The following is a 16,941-nucleotide window of genomic DNA, read 5'->3' as shown; positions in this document are numbered from 1 at the left end:
ACAAATCATAGTACTCAGAAAAATTAAGGCTCAACTTATGAAATACGATTTACATTGCCACAGTACCTGCTCGGATGGTACTTATGCGCCAACTGAAGTGGTCAGTCGCGCTCACGCCGCGGGTGTCAATATTCTGGCATTAACTGACCATGACACGCTGGCAGGAATTGACGAAGCAAGAGCCGCTGCTACTGCCCATGATATGCAACTGATCAATGGGGTTGAAATCAGCTGTGAACATACGCTGAGCGGCGGCTACGGTAAAAACAAATCCACTAATAAGATCATTCATGTGCTTGGGCTGGATTTCGCTGATCGCGACAAAATGCACGCAACTTTGCAGCAATTACAAGACAGTCGGGCGACACGTGGTCAGCGTATTGCCGAAAAGCTCAGCGAGCTGTTGGATATTGACTTCGATGAGCTATGGCAAGCGATTCTCAATAAGGTAGGTGGTAATCCGCAAGCTGTTGGACGGGCTCATATTGGGCAAGTGCTATTTGAGCGAGGCGAGGTAAAAACCGTCCAAAAAGCCTTTGATAAGTATTTGGCAGATAACAAGCCTGCCTATGTGGCAATCGAGGCATTGACGATGCAGCATGGTATTGATCTGATCCATGCTTGTGGGGGTAAAGCAGTACTTGCCCACCCCACGCGTTATCAGTTATCAGCCACACGAGTCCGTAAGCTTATACAGGAGTTTGCACAGCTTGGCGGTGATGCCTGTGAGCTACCAGCGACCAGTGAGCCGGTAAGTACGCGTAGAATGGTTGATCGTAGCATTGCTGAGCATAATCTTGTCACCTCAATCGGTAGTGACTTTCATGGCAGCAATATGCCATGGCGACGCTTGGGAGATGTGCCTGTATTAAATACAGATCAGCAAGGCGTTTGGGAGTCATTTAAAACGCTGTCTTGATCCAAAAAATATTCTATTTTTATCGTCTTGTTAGAACAATGTCAGATACTGGTGCTGGCTATTTAGGTGACTGATTAAGCAGCTGGCAAAACTCAATACTTATAATTAGGCATTATTACAACCATAAAACAATTATTGATAAATAAATGCATAAAACAGATTGATAATGCAGACAGAACTTGTAACACTTGAAGCGTTGGTTATAGAATTTATCAAGGATATTACAACTTTTAGTTTGGTCTCAACGCCTATAAATTCAAGGCGTTTAATTTTTCTGTGGTAGCCCATTTATGGCTGTATCGATCTCTCATCTTGGATACAAAAAGCTCTCTCAAATGATTTTTGAGTGGCAAGCGGTGGATCGAACGTCATTGTTGGCGCTATTTATTGTCATGGAAGTGTCACTACATTGGCTGTGGTGTTTGTTGGTTTGGTTGCAACAAGACGCCGTTGAGAGCTATGTCAATATACATTATCTGTATCCGTTGTGGTTTGGCATCAGTTTGACAGGCTTGTTTTTTTTGTGCATGTACAAATATCTGCCCCATACGGAGAATAAAAACGACGCTCTGGATGAGTGGCAGATTGCCTTGGTTTTGATCTATACCTTCTATATTGCCACCGTCATTGTCGTCATAGGCTACAGTAGCTTGTTTGCGGGTGTCTCAGTGGTCGGCGGTGCGATGCTAGGGATGATGCTGATAAAGCGTCGCTATGCCTGGCGGATGTTTTGGCTACAAATAAGCCTAATGCTAATGGCTATTATCGTACCTTACTTTGGTATTAGTTTACCCAATTTGCGCCAGTTGACAGTTATCCATCCTCTGATAGATACACATAACTACCTGACTTACAACGAGCTCATGGCGATTGAAAATGCCATCGCTGCTTCGGCTTTTGAAAACAATATATTAGAGTGGGAAAGCATCAGTGAGGTGCAGCGCTCATCAGCTTTCTTCTGGCGTTCAACGCATTTGTATCTGGCGCTACCCAAAGCAATTTTTATTGTATATATGTTTCGGGCTTTGCTATTGGTGTTAGATGATAGCCGACAAGAAACCTTGCAACATGCCAATCAAGACGGACTTACCCAGCTAAAAAACCGCCGCTACGGCCTAAAAAAGATGAAGTATACCTTGGCAACGGTACAAGAACATCAAGATTTGAGCGTCATGCTGTTAGATTTGGATTGGTTCAAACGGATCAATGACAACTATGGTCATGATGTGGGCGATCAGGTTTTGATTGAAGTATCTCAGACGCTATCCCAGTCGTTATCGGATGAAGCAATCATTAGCCGATATGGTGGTGAAGAGTTCTTGATTGTACTACCAAACACACAGCATGATAACGCTATGGTGATTGCTGAGCAGTTGCGATTGAGCATCGCTGACAAGGCGATTAGTCTCAATAATATGTTTGAATTCAATGTAACGGCAAGCTTTGGTCTGTATACCTTGACTCATGAAGAAAGGGCGTGTATCGCCAAAACATACAAATCCATTTTGCAAAAAAGAATATTGCCTCAAACAGAGACAGTGCCACTCATCAAACCAATTGCGACCCAACGAGCTGAAAATATGGCATCCATGCAAAAACTGCCAAGCGACATCTGTCAGCGGCTTATCAGTGCTGCGGATAAAGCCCTATATGAAGCCAAGCATCGTGGTCGCAACCAAGTCGTCAGCGCCAATGAAATGCTCAACGACACAACTGGCGGGACGCACACGCTCTATAGAAAACGCTAGTCGTTACGTTATGGCTAGTAGCTACTATAAAAAAGCAACTATACAAAAATAGCGGCTACGTAAATAGCCGCCAGATAAATTTTGCTACACATCAGTCAATCATGACTCAAGCTGCTGTACCACGCTTGCTAATACACTTGTCGCAAAGCTACCTGTGGTCAATGTGAAATTCAATACCAGCGTCTGATCATCAGACCACTGCCATTTTAGCTGCTCAATAGGTAGTCTCAGCGCGCGTCGTTGTGCTTTTATATCACGCTGCTCTAATCCCGTTGCTAGCTGTTTGAGTAATGCGCTGTGCTGAATTACTTTCTTTTCTTGCTCAGCGGCACTACTACTGACTTTATCATTGTCGGTGCCCCACATGGCAGCAGTGGGATGTATATCGCCACTATCAAGGCGTGCACGCAGCGTCTCATCCAAGGTCTCACTGGTAAATATAGACCCTGAACCGTCCAGATTAAACACTTCACCTGCTAGCCCTTTATTCCAGCTCTCATCACGTACGCGCGCTGCCAGTATCTCATTAAATATCAAGCTGCGTGCTGCAGATAGCTCCATAGTGTTTTGTTCTCTCGGCGCACGCTTACGCTTACTCTTTTTTGGTTGCGGACGATGCTCGCGCGGTGGGCGGGCAAACAGAGACAATGCTTCTTTGATGTTATTGCCTTGCCAACCAAAACGCTGCGGACCAAAGTAATTGGGCACACCGCTGTCATTGATGCACTGCAAATACTGCTCGACACGCTGCTTAGCAGACTGTACTTGCTCAGGCGCTACTGTATCGACCTCATTAGACGTTGCGAATTGAACATCACGTAAGGTAATAATAAAGTGGTTGGCACGGTGGGTACCGCGGTTAAGCTTTTTGTTATGCCAGTGCTGAGCAAGGATAGTGACGGATTCGTGCTCGCCAACGTCTATCGGTGCAAACTCGGTAGGCGGTAATTGTTTTTTGGGTATGCGCAGACTAAACCACTGGGTCGTCAACGCATGACGGTCTTTCAGTCCTGAGTAACCCACATCGCGCAGAGGGATGTCTGCCCACTCTGATAGTAGTTTTGCCAGATATGCGGTGTTCATACCTGACTTCTCTACATGCAGCCACAAGTGTTCGCCTTCACCCGTAAACTCTAGCGGCAGTATCTCATTGACCACAAAATCTGCAGGACTTGCTTTATAAGTGGCTTGTTGTATCGGCGGGCGATTAGGCTGCGGCAGTCTCGCAGTGTCAGTAATCGCTGCAATATCGATAAGCGTGAGATCCAAACGGTCGATTGAATCGCTAACTGTAGCAGATTGAGTATCAGGGGCAGGGGTGTTGTCGATATCAGTAGAGGTGTCTTGAGAAGTCATAATCTGGTCTTTTGTTTTGTGGTGATAAGCAAGAGGGATAACATAAGCAATCGGGTGAGCAATTACGTTTTGCAACGCAGGTAACATACAAAAAAACATCGTGTGTGATGTGGTCTTGCTACTATCAGTACATAGCATACTTAGACAATAGAGTAAGTTGAAATTGTCAGGCTCGGTCTGGTCATTTTCAATGCGCTGTTATTAGGACATTATTATAACTGTTAAGGAAGCATTATGACCAAGGCGATGATCAACACAGTCACCATTAGTAAAGCTGATATTCCAAGTGGTGGCATGAAATCTTATAAGCAAGAAGACGATAGTATCATTTTAATCACGCGTGATGACGATGAGTTCCGTGCATTTGATGGCAAGTGTCCGCATGCGGGTGCAGATTTGGGCAACGGTCTGCGCTGCGGCAACCGAGTCGTCTGTCCTTGGCATCATGCAAGTTTTGATACCCGCGACGGATCATTACTAGAGCCGATAGCAACAGAGGGTTTGACTCAATATGAGCTCACCAGTGACGGTGATAATGTGACCGTTGATACTTCAGCTCCGATAAAAAAATCGATAGATAACGACCAGCTCACAGGTACTCATACCATTATCGTGGGCGGCGGCGGTGCAGGATTTATGACAGCCAACCAATTACGTCATGGAGGCTATGGCGGCAAAATCACACTGATTAGCAAAGAAGATACCGCACCTTATAATCGCCCCTTACTATCAAAAGCATTTTTAGCTGGCAATATGGCCGAAGATAAACTGCTATTAGGCGGCGCAGCGTGGGCCAAAGACAACGATATCGAGTTGCGACTTAATCAAACGGTCAGCGAAGTATTGCCCAATGAGGCGACCATCGTCATAGAAAATGAAAACGGCACTAGCGAGCGAGAGACTGCGGATTTCTTGGTGGTGGCGACAGGTGCATCACCTAGCATTCCGCCCATTACTGGGGCAGATGTCGATGGCGTCTACACGTTGCGTAGCATGGCAGATGCCAAACTGATCAAAGCGGCCAGTCATGATCAGCGCGTGGTAATCATTGGTACAGGCTTCATCGGTATGGAGGTTGCCTCTGCATTAGCACAGGCGGGTACGACTGCTTCTATTACGGTGATTGGGCAAGACGACCGCGTGATGGGCAATATCGTATCGGAGACTGTGAGTAATGCACTGATCAAACTGCATGAAGAAAAGGGCATCAACTTTGTATTTGATGCCACCGTCAATGAAATTACCAAGATTGACCGTCAAGCTGACCAAGACAAAGATAACGAAGCTTTTTCACATGTGGGCGGTGTTACGCTAGCGAGTGGTGAGCACATTGATGCCGATATCGTGGTCTTGGGTACTGGCGTCTCACCGCGCACAGAGATACTGAACGAGGTTAATGACCCAGATGGCGTACAGGTCGATGACCATCTACAGCTGCGCGATGGGGTCTATGCGCTAGGCGACATCGCCAAAGCTAGCAATCAAATGGGTCGTATGCGCATCGAACATTGGCGTGTAGCATTGCAGCACGGCATGGTCACGGCAGCTGCTATATTAGGTGATGACAATGTCGACTCATTGGAGGCGCGCATTCCATTCTTCTGGACCATGCAGTATGGCAAGAGCCTGCGCTATAGCGGTCATGCCGAGACACCAGAGCACAATATCCTATTTGGCACGCCAGATACGCTCGACTATATCGAATATTACTTCGATGACGACAGCGAGAACACAAGAGCTAGCGCAGCGAGTACGCTCGGACGCGACAAAGAATTGGTCGCGTTCTCTGAGCTATTGCGCCGTGGTCATGCGCCAACGCGCGCGCAGCTCAATGCAGGGTTTGATATTATTGAGCAAGCGCAGGTATTATCGCGCTAGTACTACAAAGCAATACGTATTAATATTTAGACTGGCTTAGGGCACTAAGCCAGTTTTTTTATACAGGCAAATCCGTATGAATTCGCTACATTATCATTCTCGTTACCTATACTAAGGTATAACTTGTACTCGGTTTTCTTGTATCGAAAGTATTTGAATTCAACTATGCATAGATAAAAAAGGAAAAATTATAATATGAGCGAAAATAATATAAATAACAGCAACATACATATAGACTCTCTCAATAAAGAATCTGTATTTTTACGTGAAGCTACATTGGATGATATCGCTGCACTTGAGCGCTTATTAAATCGCTGCTACCGCGAGACAGCAGGCTGGACCAATGAGGCAGATTTGATTGGTGGTATTAGAACCACGTCAGCCGAGCTTGCTGCCGTTATTAATGACCCTAACCACTATTACTTTGTTTATCCAAAAACAATAACAGGCGAGCGTGAGGCAGAAGAGACGGGCGAGCTACTTGGTTGCATTGCTGTCGATATCAAAACGGATGCTGACGCTAATAAAAAAGCCTATATCGGTATGTTTGCGGTACATCCTGAGTTACAAGGGCAGGGCATAGGGAACGTCCTCTTACAAGCGGCAGAGACTTTTGCAAATCGTCACTTGCAGTCACAGAACCAGCCCAGCCGTCTGACCATGTCTATCTTGAGTCATCGCCCTGAGCTCTTGGCATACTATCAGCGTCGCGGTTATCAGTTCAATGGCAATAAAATGCCGTTTCCAAACGATGGCAATAATGGCGAGCCCAAGCGTGAAGACTTGGAGCTATTGGAGTTGGAAAAGATAGTGAGCCAAACGTAGGTCTGGCAACAGGTCGCTTGAAATGACAATGATAACAAGGTCTCATTTAACCCCAAAAGTGTCCAAAGGTCATAAACAATCCCAAACTTAATAGTAAAAATGCCACAATGATCAAGCGCTTGAACCAGTTAAATGCTGGCAAGCGCGTGGCATTGTCATCAGACATCAGATAAGCAAACAAAAACAATAGGCTCGCTGCTAAGGTCATGATTCCGATGCCAATCGGCAATATAAATAAGTATACCTGCCACACAGTGATCTCTCAACGGTTAGTATTCATCGCATCATAGCAGTATTGGGATTGTACTGTCAGTAAGTGACTCTTTTGTATTTACTATCTGTATTTTTTGATGTTAAAAAATAGAGGTGTCGACTGATAACATAAAAAAGGATGCACAAACGGCATCCTTTTTTATGTTCAATAAGACTATAAGCAACAGCGCTCGATGCTTAGCGCTCAACGCATCGTCACAAACTCTTCTGAACCAGTCGGGTGAATAGCGACTGTATTGTCAAAGTCAGCTTTGGTCGCGCCCATCTTGATCGCGACGGCAAAACCCTGAATCATCTCATCGACACCGAACCCAAGACCGTGTAGACCAATAACTCTCTCATCATCACCCAAGCATACCAGTTTCATCATGCATTTTTGACGATGCTGAGTCACTGCGCTATACATAGAGGTAAATGTTGATTTGTAGCATTTGATGTTTTCTTTGCCATGGTGTTCAATCGCGTCAATCTCAGACAAGCCAATCGTACCGATAGCAGGGTGGGTAAAGATCACGGTCGGTATCAACGTATAGTCCAAATGCTCATCAGGTTTATTATTGAACAAACGCTCGGATAGACGGCGACCAGCGGCAATCGCTACTGGGGTCAGATCGATACTGTCTTCGATAATATCGCCAACGGCATAGATGTTTTCAATATTGGTATTTTGGAACTTATCGACCTTGATCTTGCCAGTCTCGGTAGTTGCAACGCCAGTCACTTGCAAATTGATATTGTCAGTCGATGGTGCGCGTCCAATCGCCCAAATCAGACAGTCTGTCGTATCTAGGCTGCCGTCTTTGCTACATAACGTCAGGCTATCATCTTCGTTTTTATGAACCTCGGTCAGCGTGGTGTTGGTATGCAAATGTATACCGTCTTGCTCCATCTCTATGAGCAGAGCCTCTACCACACTATGATCAAATGCACGCAGCGGTGAGTGCTGACGGACATACAGGTGCACTTCAGCGCCCAGACTGTTTAATACACCTGCGATCTCGACAGCGATATATCCAGCCCCCACAATCGCTACGCGCTCTGGCAAATGCCTCAACGCAAAGAAGCCATCAGAATCAATGCCGTACTCTGCGCCTTCGATATCTGGGCGAATAGGATGACCGCCAGTCGCAATCAAGATGTGATCAGCGGTAACGAGCTCGCCATTGACCTCTACGGTATTGGTATCAACAAACTTAGCAAAGCCTTTGATGACTTCTACGCCGTTTTTGGCCAAGTTATTGTCATAAGAGCGGTGAATGTTTTCGATATACTGTTGACGACTCTGTACCAGCTTTTGGAAGTCAAAATCTCGGACATCGACATCAAACCCATAATCTGGTGCATATTTATGAATGGCTTCGGCAACTTGCGCGCCATACCACATGACTTTTTTGGGAACGCAGCCCAAATTCACACAAGTACCGCCCAACTGGTCGGCTTCGATAATGGCGCACTTTTTGCCATAGCTGGCTGCACGGTTGATTGAGGCAATACCGCCGCTACCACCACCAATGGCGATATAGTCATAATGTTTGGTCATAATAAGGTCTCTTTACTGAGTTGTTGTACGTATTGTTTTAGATGCCAGCATAACGGGTCATGCTATCTATGCTACCCATCTTACAAGTTTTTTGTGCTGAAGGCATGGCAAATAGCCTACATGCGGACAGCACATAACTAGGAATAGGCTAGGGTCTATATACTTGATCAAATCTATCAAACGATAGGGCGCCGTCTATAAAATAATAGCCCCGGGATGGATAAACCCAATACCAATCCTGAAGTCACAAATAGCGCCTCAAAAAAATACACCATCATTTGGCTAAACAATTCGTCTGAATAACCAAAATAGCCAATCTGTACCATGCTCACCATTGCTTTATAGGCGGCGATACCCGGCATCATACAGATGACGCTGGGCGAGATGAGCGCTTTGGGCGGTAGGGTATATTTCCTAGAAAAATATACACCCAAAAAGCTGGCAAGCATCGCTCCAAAAAAGCTCGCGATCACCAGATGGACATGCTGATAAACAAGCGCCGTTTTTAACCCAAAGCCAAACGCCGTCATCAGTAGACACGGCAAGATATAGCGTTTGGGGACACTAAACATCAGCGTCCAGCCAAGGGTAATGATACAAGACAATATGACCGTCTCAATAAACCACATCTAAAACCCCCAGTGCTGTATGCGTAGTAACACTAGCGCCATTACGATGCCCACACAAGCAGATAAGGTAAGCATATAGGTAAATACTGCACGCCCAACGCCAATATTGACATAGCCTTTTAGGATATCAGATAACGAGTTAATCAGTGGAAAGCTAGGAATCAGTAGCAACACACTAGAGGCCACGGCAATATCGGCATTATTGCCAATATCAAAATAATAGGTTGTCGCGCCAATGAGCGAGGCAATAAAAGCCGTCACAATAACAGTGATAAAAGGGTTAAAGTGGTGTTTGGACAGGTAAATACGGGTAAACATCGCCACCATACCTGCGATAAAGGTCACTGCTGTAATCGACCAGCTGCCGCCATTTAGATAAGCAAACGCGGCACATGAGGCACCAACAAAGATGCTTACTAGCCATGTCGGATACACGGTCTTATCCAACTCATCAAAGGCAATCGTCGTGCGGTCAATCAAGTCGGTACTATCTATAGTGGCTTCAGTTTTATTAATGATTTGCTGAATTTGCACCAATAAATTGACATTGATGCTCTGATTGATCGTATCTCGGGTGGTGGTAATACAGCGCTCATCGCAGATGGTCGTTAGGGTGATAGCGTTAAAGTTCAGCGAACATTCGACGCTGTTCATCCCCAAGGCAAGCCCCAAGCGTTTGGATAAATCCACCACCACAGCCGACTCAGCGCCATACTGCATAAGGAGTAATCCGCAGCGCACGCATAGTCGAGTGATACGCTGCTGCTTGACGTAGCTGATAGAGGTCATGAGTTAGATACGCATGTTGGTTGGTATTGATACGCCATTATAAAGGGTATAGGTGCTGACGCGCAGACAATATGAGTCATTATCGAATATTATGTTGGCTGCTATTATAAAATTTTTGGTAAGGAGCATAAAATGCATATCGCTATTTTGACATTGATGTTTTCATTGCCCGGCTGTAGCTCGCTAAAAGAAAAGCGCCAACGCATGGGCGGCTTGCACGCGCGCTTTGGCAATACGCCAAGCGTCGCGGTCTGTGAGAGTGGCGGCCGCGCGCGCCATGACGCGAGCGAATGGACGTTTGTGATCGTTGGACTGTCAAAACGTGAGGTCGAGTCGCAATGTAGTCAAATTGAGGAAAAGCTAGAACGTACGGTAGATGCAAGGGTAATGAATGTTGAGAGGGAGTTTGTTTAGTTTATGGTGCCTTCGTAGAGAGACGATCAGGGCTAAATCGTGTCTCATGAGAGCTATTATATAAAAAGCATAAGTTATAATTTTAAACAAAAGCTGGAAAGCTATAAGCAACACTTTTTATATTTCTTTCCACTACCACAATGACATTTTTCATTCCTTCCGTTTTTTTTAGGCATAACTCTAGTTTTAGGATTGAAAGTAGCCAATGGTTTTGCCATATGAGATGTTTCTTGTTCCATCTTTTGAGAGTATTTCCAAGGAGAGTCTATATATATACCAAAATTAATTTCTTTAGTTTTAGGGTCGATACATATACCATGCCATTTTTTAGACTTTGTATAGTACTTTCTTTTTCTGGCATGGTTCTCTAATCTTACTTTAGCAGTTGTATAATCGTCGTAGTTGCAATGAATTGTTAACCCTTCACCATCTGCATGTTCAAACCCAATTGTAAAATCATGATTTTTGCCATCTACTAAGCTCTTACTACATATCAGGTCGATAACACCATTTATCTGTCGAATAGAGTTTTCATTAATTGTTAATAGTAGTAATCCAAAATCCAATGTACTAGAGTTATTCATCCTTTCAATATTAGAGATGTATTTTCCAACTGTAGTAGCTTGATATTTTGTAAGTATACCCTCAGGAGTTTGTATAGAGTCTAATCCGTCTCTACGAGTGAGCATTGCCATATCAAGTTCTGCACAGAAGTCATCTCCGATGTGCATTAAATTCATCCCTTTATCTAGCCATAAATTACTGTTTAAATGGTAGGCTAGTATGTTCATTTCATGATGTGCCATTAACTCCTGTGAGTAGTTAGTTCTACGGTTTAAGTAACTTAAGAAATATAGTGGTGAATCTAGCATTTCAGCAAACACATCTAAGAAGAAGACGTCCATTATGAAAGGTGCTCTTATTATTTCTGTCTCGTGATATTTTAGGAACTGTCTAGCTTGGAAAAAAAGTGCAGGGTAATGGTCTGATACGATACATACGGGATAAATCTCTTCAAATTTAGTGCTTGAAATATCTATTTCATTGTTATTAATATCCACAAGCTTGTATTCACTACGTAGTAATAAATCGGCACAAAAATAAGCTTGGTCATAAGCATGTTGCACCGCTTTTTTAAAGTCGCTCTGTAGAGATTGGTCATTTCCTTTCCGTGAACTTATAGTAAGTTTTTTAGATTTAGCTTGTAATATAATGGCTCTATTACCAAATAAAACTAAAATATCTATTTCTCCAGCAACTACACCCTTTTTTTCAAGAATGTTGACACCTTGGAAAACTCTAGTACTTCCAAAAACACTTTTTAGTCTATCTAAAGAAAATTCTTCTGTAAAATTACCTCTATTTATCATAGCCTGACTACGATATAACTCGTCATCCCAAAACCAAAAGAAAGGAGATTCATACAATGCTTCTAACAAAGTATAATTCTGGAATAATAAGTAAGTATCTGTATCCAATTTTATAATTGGAAAAGCATTTTTGGGATTGAAATCATCGAGTGCTTCAAATGTGTAATTTTCTACGGAGACAAAGGAATTAACAATTAAGTCTACTGTAGATTTTGATATAGTGGAAAAGACCGCTAGAGAAAGCTCATCTACTGTAAACGTATAAGGAGCTAAAAAAGACCATTGATTTGGATGCTCTCCGAGCAATTGAGTAAGAATATTGTTGACTTTTTTGAGTTGTAAGTCTCCTATAGCTTCAATTACTATAAACAATTCTTCTAAAGAATAGCCCTTGTTTCTTATCAGCCAATCTTCATCATGTTTATATTTTAACTTTGATAAATCTCTGTATTGGAAGTGATAAGCTGATTCTCCTCCATAAAATATAGGTTCTCTTAAGAAAGCACCTTTATTAAAAGGGTTGTAACTCTTATCTGGTTTATTATTAGCATCTAATTTAAACATATCTGAGATATCAGGCATCATTGAATGATGAAGCTCTAAAAGAAAAGTTTCTGTTCTTTCTATGTACTCTTGCATTTTAGCAGGGGTTGGCAAGTTCACGTTTAATTCAATTTTACATGCAAGACCGATTAGCGTAGATATTTCAATGCGTAATAGTCTGTCCGTACCATACTGCTCTAAAAAATCCTCCTTCTGTATTTTTTCGCCGCATCGTACAACATTATCTCTAAAACAAAAGTACGCAATAGTGTGTAAATATCCATCAGATTGGCACAATGATTCTAGATCACTAAAGACCTCTGCTTCTGTTCTTTGCTTGTCTTTATTGAACACTGTTATTCCTTTACATTTGTCTATAGTTAGTAAAGGCTACCATAGTAAATTGCATTAGCGCTATTAATTAGTATCTATAATTTCAGTTCTTTCACTATAACCAAAAAAAGCCACTCCCTAAAGAGTAGCCTTTTATCGATGATTTTCTAAAAAATACCAATTATTGACGACGACCTTGACCTTCAGGTTTCTCGTACCCTTTCGCACTCATACACGCTTCCATTTTTTTCATGTCAGTTTTACTCGGGCGACTATCATGAGACATTTTTACATTCATGCGTTTAGCACAGTCATCCATAGCTTGTTTCATGTCTGCTGACATATTAGGTCTTTGATGGTTGCGACCGCTTGCGCCATTTGATGTGCCGCTTGACGCACAGGCGCTAACGCCAACAGTAGATGCCAAAATAACAAACATTAATTTTTTCATAAAGAGTCCTTAAAGGGTTTAGAGATTGTACAAGAGCAAATAGCATCAATTCATACGTGCTATATCGTTCTTAATCAGATATTTCTATATCGTGTACATTTGCGCATGGTGTTTAACTATTTAAATATTAATACAATCAATGTTTAAGTATCTTTAATAAAGATTAAGAAAGGTAACGCAGCAGAGCAGCATGGATGCTGGTCTAATATATATAACGATTTAGAATTGCAGCTCAGAGCGTGTACTGTACTTTGTACTAGCCAAAAAAAGGCCACTCCCGAAAGAGCGGCCTTTTATCAATCATTCACTAATTTGTTTTAGCTTACGTCTTTTAACTCTTGCTCAAGCATGGGCTTTAAGAACTCACCCGTATATGAGCCTTTCACTTCTGCCACTTCCTCAGGCGTGCCTTCAGCGATGATCATGCCGCCACCTTTACCGCCTTCAGGGCCAAGATCAATTACCCAATCGGCTGTTTTGATGACATCGAGGTTATGCTCGATGACCACGATGGTATTGCCCTTGTCGCGTAGGGTATGCAGGATATGGAGCAGCTTATAGATATCATGGAAGTGTAAGCCCGTGGTTGGCTCATCCAAGATATAGAGCGTCTGTCCCGTATCACGCTTGGCCAGTTCACGCGCCAGTTTGACACGCTGCGCTTCACCGCCAGAGAGCGTTGGCGCAGACTGACCCAAACGAATATAGCCAAGACCGACATCCATGAGCGCTTGCAGACGACGATAGATCGCAGGTATCGCTGAGAAGAACTCAGTCGCGTCTTCGACAGTCATCTCTAACACTTCGGCGATGCTTTTGCCTTTGTAGTGAATCTCTAGGGTTTCGCGGTTATAGCGTTTGCCTTCACAGGTATCACAAGGCACGTACATATCAGGTAAGAAATGCATTTCAACTTTGATGAGACCATCGCCTTGGCACATCTCGCAGCGTCCGCCTTTGACATTGAAGCTAAAGCGACCTGGCTTATAACCACGAGCGCGTGCTTCTTGCGTTTGAGCAAACATCTCACGTACAGGGGTAAACACACCCGTATATGTTGCTGGGTTTGAGCGCGGTGTACGACCGATGGGGCTTTGGTCAATATCGACCATCTTGTCCAGATGCTCAAGACCACTGATGCTTTCAAACTTATCGGCAATCAGCGTTGAGGCGTTGTTTAACTGTGTCGCTGCCAATGGCATAAGCGTACGGTTAATCAAGGTTGACTTGCCCGAACCCGATACGCCCGTCACACAGGTCATGATACCAACAGGGATAGTCAAATCAACATCGTGTAGGTTGTTACCTGATGCACTTTTTAGCTCGATGTTCATCGGTACTTTTTTAGCTTTAGCCTTACCTTTGACTTCCATATCCATGGTTTTGGCTTTATGACGCACGGCTGGAATCTCGATGCGCTTTTTGCCAGACATATATTGTCCAGTGAGCGATTCTTTGTTTGCCATGATGTCATCGACCGTACCTTGAGCGATGACATGACCGCCGTGGACACCTGCACCGATACCGATATCGATCACGTGATCCGCTTGGCGAATGGCATCTTCGTCATGCTCAACGACCAGTACGGTATTGCCCAAATCACGTAAGCGTGTGAGGGTTTTTAGTAGGCGATCATTGTCACGCTGATGCAGGCCGATAGATGGCTCATCAAGTACATACATAACACCCATCAGACCTGCACCGATTTGGCTGGCAAGCCTGATACGCTGCGCTTCACCGCCTGATAATGTTTCGGCAGAGCGGGCAAGGGTCAAATAATCCAGTCCAACGCTGACAAGGAAGTTTAAACGCTCATTAATCTCTTTAAAGATCTTTTCAGCGACTTCACCTTTATGACCGCCGATCTTTAGCGTTTTATAATATTCTGCAGAGTCGCCAATAGAGAGCTTAACGATGTCAGCAATGGTCTGGTCGTCAACACGCACATTGCGAGAGATTTCGTTCAAACGCGCGCCATCGCAGACATTACAAGTGGTATCAGCCAGATACTTGGCCAGCTCATCACGGACGAGGTTACTTTGCGTTTTAGCATAACGGCGCTCTAGGTAAGGCAGCACGCCTTCGAATGGTACGGTCTTGTTGGTCTTACGACCGCGCTCATCAGTAAAGTTAAAGGTCAGCTTTTCTTTGCCAGAGCCATGCATGATGATGTCTTGATGCTTTTTGGCAAGATCTTGCCACGGCATATCCATATCAATTTTGAAATGCTTACAGACAGTGCTGAGCAAACCAAAATAGTAGGCATGACGTTTGTCCCAACCATTAATCGCGCCTTGATTGAGCGATTTTTCATGATGGGTAATGAGTTTTTCAGCGGCGAAGTACTGGCGTTTGCCCAGACCATCACAGCTTGGACACGCACCGTATGGATTGTTAAAACTGAACATACGCGGTTCAAGCTCAGGTACGGCACGATCACAGACAGGGCATGAGTGTTTGGCTGACATGACTTGGTTGTCGTCACCGCCTTCTTTTGGATTGCCATCCATAAAGTGCAGGGTGACCAGTCCTTGACCCAAACGTAGCGCCGTCTCTAAACTCTCAGCAACACGGTTGCCCAAATCATCACGGACTTTAAAGCGATCGACCACCACTTCGATAGTATGTTTTTTCTTTTTATCGAGGGTCGGCAGCTCATCGGTGTCATACACATCACCATCGACGCGTACGCGCACAAAACCCTGACCAATCAGCTGCTCAAGTAACACGGTATGCTCACCTTTACGCTCGCGAATCACCGGTGCCAAGATCATGAGTTTGGTATCTTCTGGTAATGCCATGACTTGATCAACCATCTCGGTGACCGACTGCGCAACCATCGGCTCGCCATGCTCAGGACAGTACGGCGTACCGATACGGGCATAGAGTAGACGCAGATAGTCATAAATCTCAGTAATCGTACCCACCGTGGAGCGCGGGTTATGGTTGGTCGATTTTTGCTCGATGGCAATCGCAGGGGAGAGGCCCTCGATGCTATCGACTTCAGGCTTTTCCATTTGTGAGAGGAACTGACGTGCGTAGGCTGACAAGCTCTCAACATAGCGACGTTGTCCTTCGGCATAGAGGGTATCGAAAGCCAATGAAGACTTACCAGAGCCAGACAAGCCTGTGATTACCACGAACTTATCTCGCGGAATGTCTAAATCAATATTTTTTAAATTATGAGTACGTGCGCCGCGTATTGCGATATGGTCATGTGCCATCGTTTATGGGTTTCCTATTTGCTAAAAGGGGAGTGAAAATATGTCAAATAAAAAGCTAAATACAGATTAATACAATAGTTAATTGATAGTGGTTAACTAAAAATATGCAGTGGTTGGTTCAAAACGGAAATAAGTTTTAAGTTTGTAATTGTGCTACCACTTATAATTTTACTATTAATAGTTTCGCTGCTGACTACTAGTGCTTTATGTGGTTACTTACTATTTATTTAGCGAGGCAATTGATTCTGTATATCTGCCTTGTGCGTTTAAGCAAATCTAAATCAAATCCCTGTTAAGTAACAGGCATCGTTTGTTATGGTTTTGACCAAAAGTGTCATTTTTTGAAGGGGTTTGTCATTTAAATTATCGTCTGAGTCGAGTGCTAATAACGTTTACGACGCCTTACTTTATTGTCATGGCGACAGCATTATTCAAGGTGTAATAAGGTATATGATGCAGTTAGTAACAAAATAATCTTGTAATATGAACGGCTTGAACGTGAGCCGTCTCTAAGGTCTGTTCGCTTGAATGGTAGCGTCAGCACAAAAACCCAAAAGTCTCGGCAACCAAACGGCGAATGTCTTATACTAGGGGGCTTGATTTGTAGGCTGATGCCTTGATAAACCAGTAGTGATAAATCATGGTGTAG

General features: G+C 43.8%; 13 protein-coding genes. 5 read left to right on the top strand and 8 right to left on the bottom strand.

The features are described from left to right. The first annotated feature begins 37 nt into the window (after nt 1–37). The gene (locus AC5JPT_RS06645) at nt 38–919 is read left to right on the top strand and encodes a PHP domain-containing protein (RefSeq protein ID WP_493857552.1); all 882 of its coding nucleotides are present in this window, start codon (nt 38–40) and stop codon (nt 917–919) included. A 290-nt stretch (nt 920–1,209) separates the two neighbouring features. Continuing rightward, nucleotides 1,210–2,667 carry a GGDEF domain-containing protein gene (locus tag AC5JPT_RS06640; protein ID WP_493857551.1) on the top strand — a complete coding sequence of 486 codons (1,458 nt, stop codon included), beginning with the start codon at nt 1,210–1,212 and terminating at the stop codon, nt 2,665–2,667. Nucleotides 2,668–2,766: 99 nt separating this feature from the next. Here AC5JPT_RS06640 and truD read toward each other — a convergent pair whose 3' ends face one another. Further along, a complete protein-coding gene (gene truD / locus AC5JPT_RS06635; protein WP_493857550.1) occupies nt 2,767–4,023 on the bottom strand; it encodes a tRNA pseudouridine(13) synthase TruD in 1,257 nt (418 codons plus the stop codon). 234 nt (nt 4,024–4,257) lie between these two features. Between truD and AC5JPT_RS06630 the strand changes: the two genes are divergently transcribed. Next, on the top strand, nt 4,258–5,901 hold the full coding sequence (locus tag AC5JPT_RS06630; protein WP_493857549.1) for an FAD-dependent oxidoreductase: 1,644 nt from the start codon (nt 4,258–4,260) through the stop codon (nt 5,899–5,901). 195 nt (nt 5,902–6,096) lie between these two features. After that, nucleotides 6,097–6,726: a GNAT family N-acetyltransferase gene (locus AC5JPT_RS06625; protein ID WP_493857548.1), complete on the top strand. Its 630-nt coding sequence runs from the start codon at nt 6,097–6,099 to the stop codon at nt 6,724–6,726. Between the two features lie 46 nt (nt 6,727–6,772). Here the strand turns inward: AC5JPT_RS06625 and AC5JPT_RS06620 are convergent, their stop codons facing one another. The 4 genes from AC5JPT_RS06620 to AC5JPT_RS06605 all read right to left on the bottom strand — a co-directional run bounded on the left by AC5JPT_RS06620 (nt 6,773) and on the right by AC5JPT_RS06605 (nt 9,957). Beyond that, the gene (locus AC5JPT_RS06620; RefSeq protein WP_319051467.1) at nt 6,773–6,934 is read right to left on the bottom strand and encodes a hypothetical protein; all 162 of its coding nucleotides are present in this window, start codon (nt 6,932–6,934) and stop codon (nt 6,773–6,775) included. A 249-nt stretch (nt 6,935–7,183) separates the two neighbouring features. Continuing rightward, complete coding sequence (gene gorA, locus AC5JPT_RS06615) at nt 7,184–8,539, bottom strand: glutathione-disulfide reductase (RefSeq protein WP_493857547.1); 1,356 nt, start codon at nt 8,537–8,539, stop codon at nt 7,184–7,186. Between the two features lie 176 nt (nt 8,540–8,715). Continuing rightward, nucleotides 8,716–9,168, bottom strand: coding sequence for a threonine/serine exporter family protein (locus AC5JPT_RS06610; RefSeq protein WP_493857546.1), 453 nt, complete (start codon nt 9,166–9,168; stop codon nt 8,716–8,718). Beyond that, nucleotides 9,169–9,957: a threonine/serine exporter family protein gene (locus tag AC5JPT_RS06605; protein WP_319051470.1), complete on the bottom strand. Its 789-nt coding sequence runs from the start codon at nt 9,955–9,957 to the stop codon at nt 9,169–9,171. It lies immediately after the preceding gene. 132 nt (nt 9,958–10,089) lie between these two features. Here AC5JPT_RS06605 and AC5JPT_RS06600 point away from each other — a divergent pair, with 132 nt between their 5' ends. Beyond that, nucleotides 10,090–10,371: a DUF503 domain-containing protein gene (locus AC5JPT_RS06600; protein WP_493857545.1), complete on the top strand. Its 282-nt coding sequence runs from the start codon at nt 10,090–10,092 to the stop codon at nt 10,369–10,371. 101 nt (nt 10,372–10,472) lie between these two features. Here AC5JPT_RS06600 and AC5JPT_RS06595 read toward each other — a convergent pair whose 3' ends face one another. The 3 genes from AC5JPT_RS06595 to uvrA all read right to left on the bottom strand — a co-directional run bounded on the left by AC5JPT_RS06595 (nt 10,473) and on the right by uvrA (nt 16,292). Further along, nucleotides 10,473–12,638, bottom strand: a complete 2,166-nt coding sequence (locus AC5JPT_RS06595) for a nuclease-related domain-containing protein (protein ID WP_493857544.1) — start codon at nt 12,636–12,638, stop codon at nt 10,473–10,475. Between the two features lie 160 nt (nt 12,639–12,798). Beyond that, nucleotides 12,799–13,068: a hypothetical protein gene (locus AC5JPT_RS06590; RefSeq protein WP_493857543.1), complete on the bottom strand. Its 270-nt coding sequence runs from the start codon at nt 13,066–13,068 to the stop codon at nt 12,799–12,801. 317 nt (nt 13,069–13,385) lie between these two features. Then, entirely contained in the window at nt 13,386–16,292 is a 2,907-nt protein-coding gene (uvrA, locus tag AC5JPT_RS06585; RefSeq protein ID WP_493857542.1) for an excinuclease ABC subunit UvrA, read from the bottom strand. Nucleotides 16,293–16,941: the final 649 nt, after the last annotated feature.

The sequence above is a fragment of the Psychrobacter sp. H26 genome (genome assembly GCF_059073035.1).
Note: the sequence above shows the minus strand (reverse complement) of the source record. Positions and strands in the feature narration are given on the sequence as shown.

Coding starts and splice junctions, on each gene's coding strand:
- AC5JPT_RS06620 (WP_319051467.1), bottom strand. CDS start 6,934: ATGACCTTAGCAGCGAGCCTATTGTTTTTGTTTGCTTATCTGATGTCT.
- AC5JPT_RS06590 (WP_493857543.1), bottom strand. CDS start 13,068: ATGAAAAAATTAATGTTTGTTATTTTGGCATCTACTGTTGGCGTTAGC.
- AC5JPT_RS06600 (WP_493857545.1), top strand. CDS start 10,090: ATGCATATCGCTATTTTGACATTGATGTTTTCATTGCCCGGCTGTAGC.
- AC5JPT_RS06640 (WP_493857551.1), top strand. CDS start 1,210: ATGGCTGTATCGATCTCTCATCTTGGATACAAAAAGCTCTCTCAAATG.
- gorA (WP_493857547.1), bottom strand. CDS start 8,539: ATGACCAAACATTATGACTATATCGCCATTGGTGGTGGTAGCGGCGGT.
- AC5JPT_RS06645 (WP_493857552.1), top strand. CDS start 38: ATGAAATACGATTTACATTGCCACAGTACCTGCTCGGATGGTACTTAT.
- AC5JPT_RS06630 (WP_493857549.1), top strand. CDS start 4,258: ATGACCAAGGCGATGATCAACACAGTCACCATTAGTAAAGCTGATATT.
- AC5JPT_RS06610 (WP_493857546.1), bottom strand. CDS start 9,168: ATGTGGTTTATTGAGACGGTCATATTGTCTTGTATCATTACCCTTGGC.
- AC5JPT_RS06625 (WP_493857548.1), top strand. CDS start 6,097: ATGAGCGAAAATAATATAAATAACAGCAACATACATATAGACTCTCTC.
- uvrA (WP_493857542.1), bottom strand. CDS start 16,292: ATGGCACATGACCATATCGCAATACGCGGCGCACGTACTCATAATTTA.
- AC5JPT_RS06605 (WP_319051470.1), bottom strand. CDS start 9,957: ATGACCTCTATCAGCTACGTCAAGCAGCAGCGTATCACTCGACTATGC.
- truD (WP_493857550.1), bottom strand. CDS start 4,023: ATGACTTCTCAAGACACCTCTACTGATATCGACAACACCCCTGCCCCT.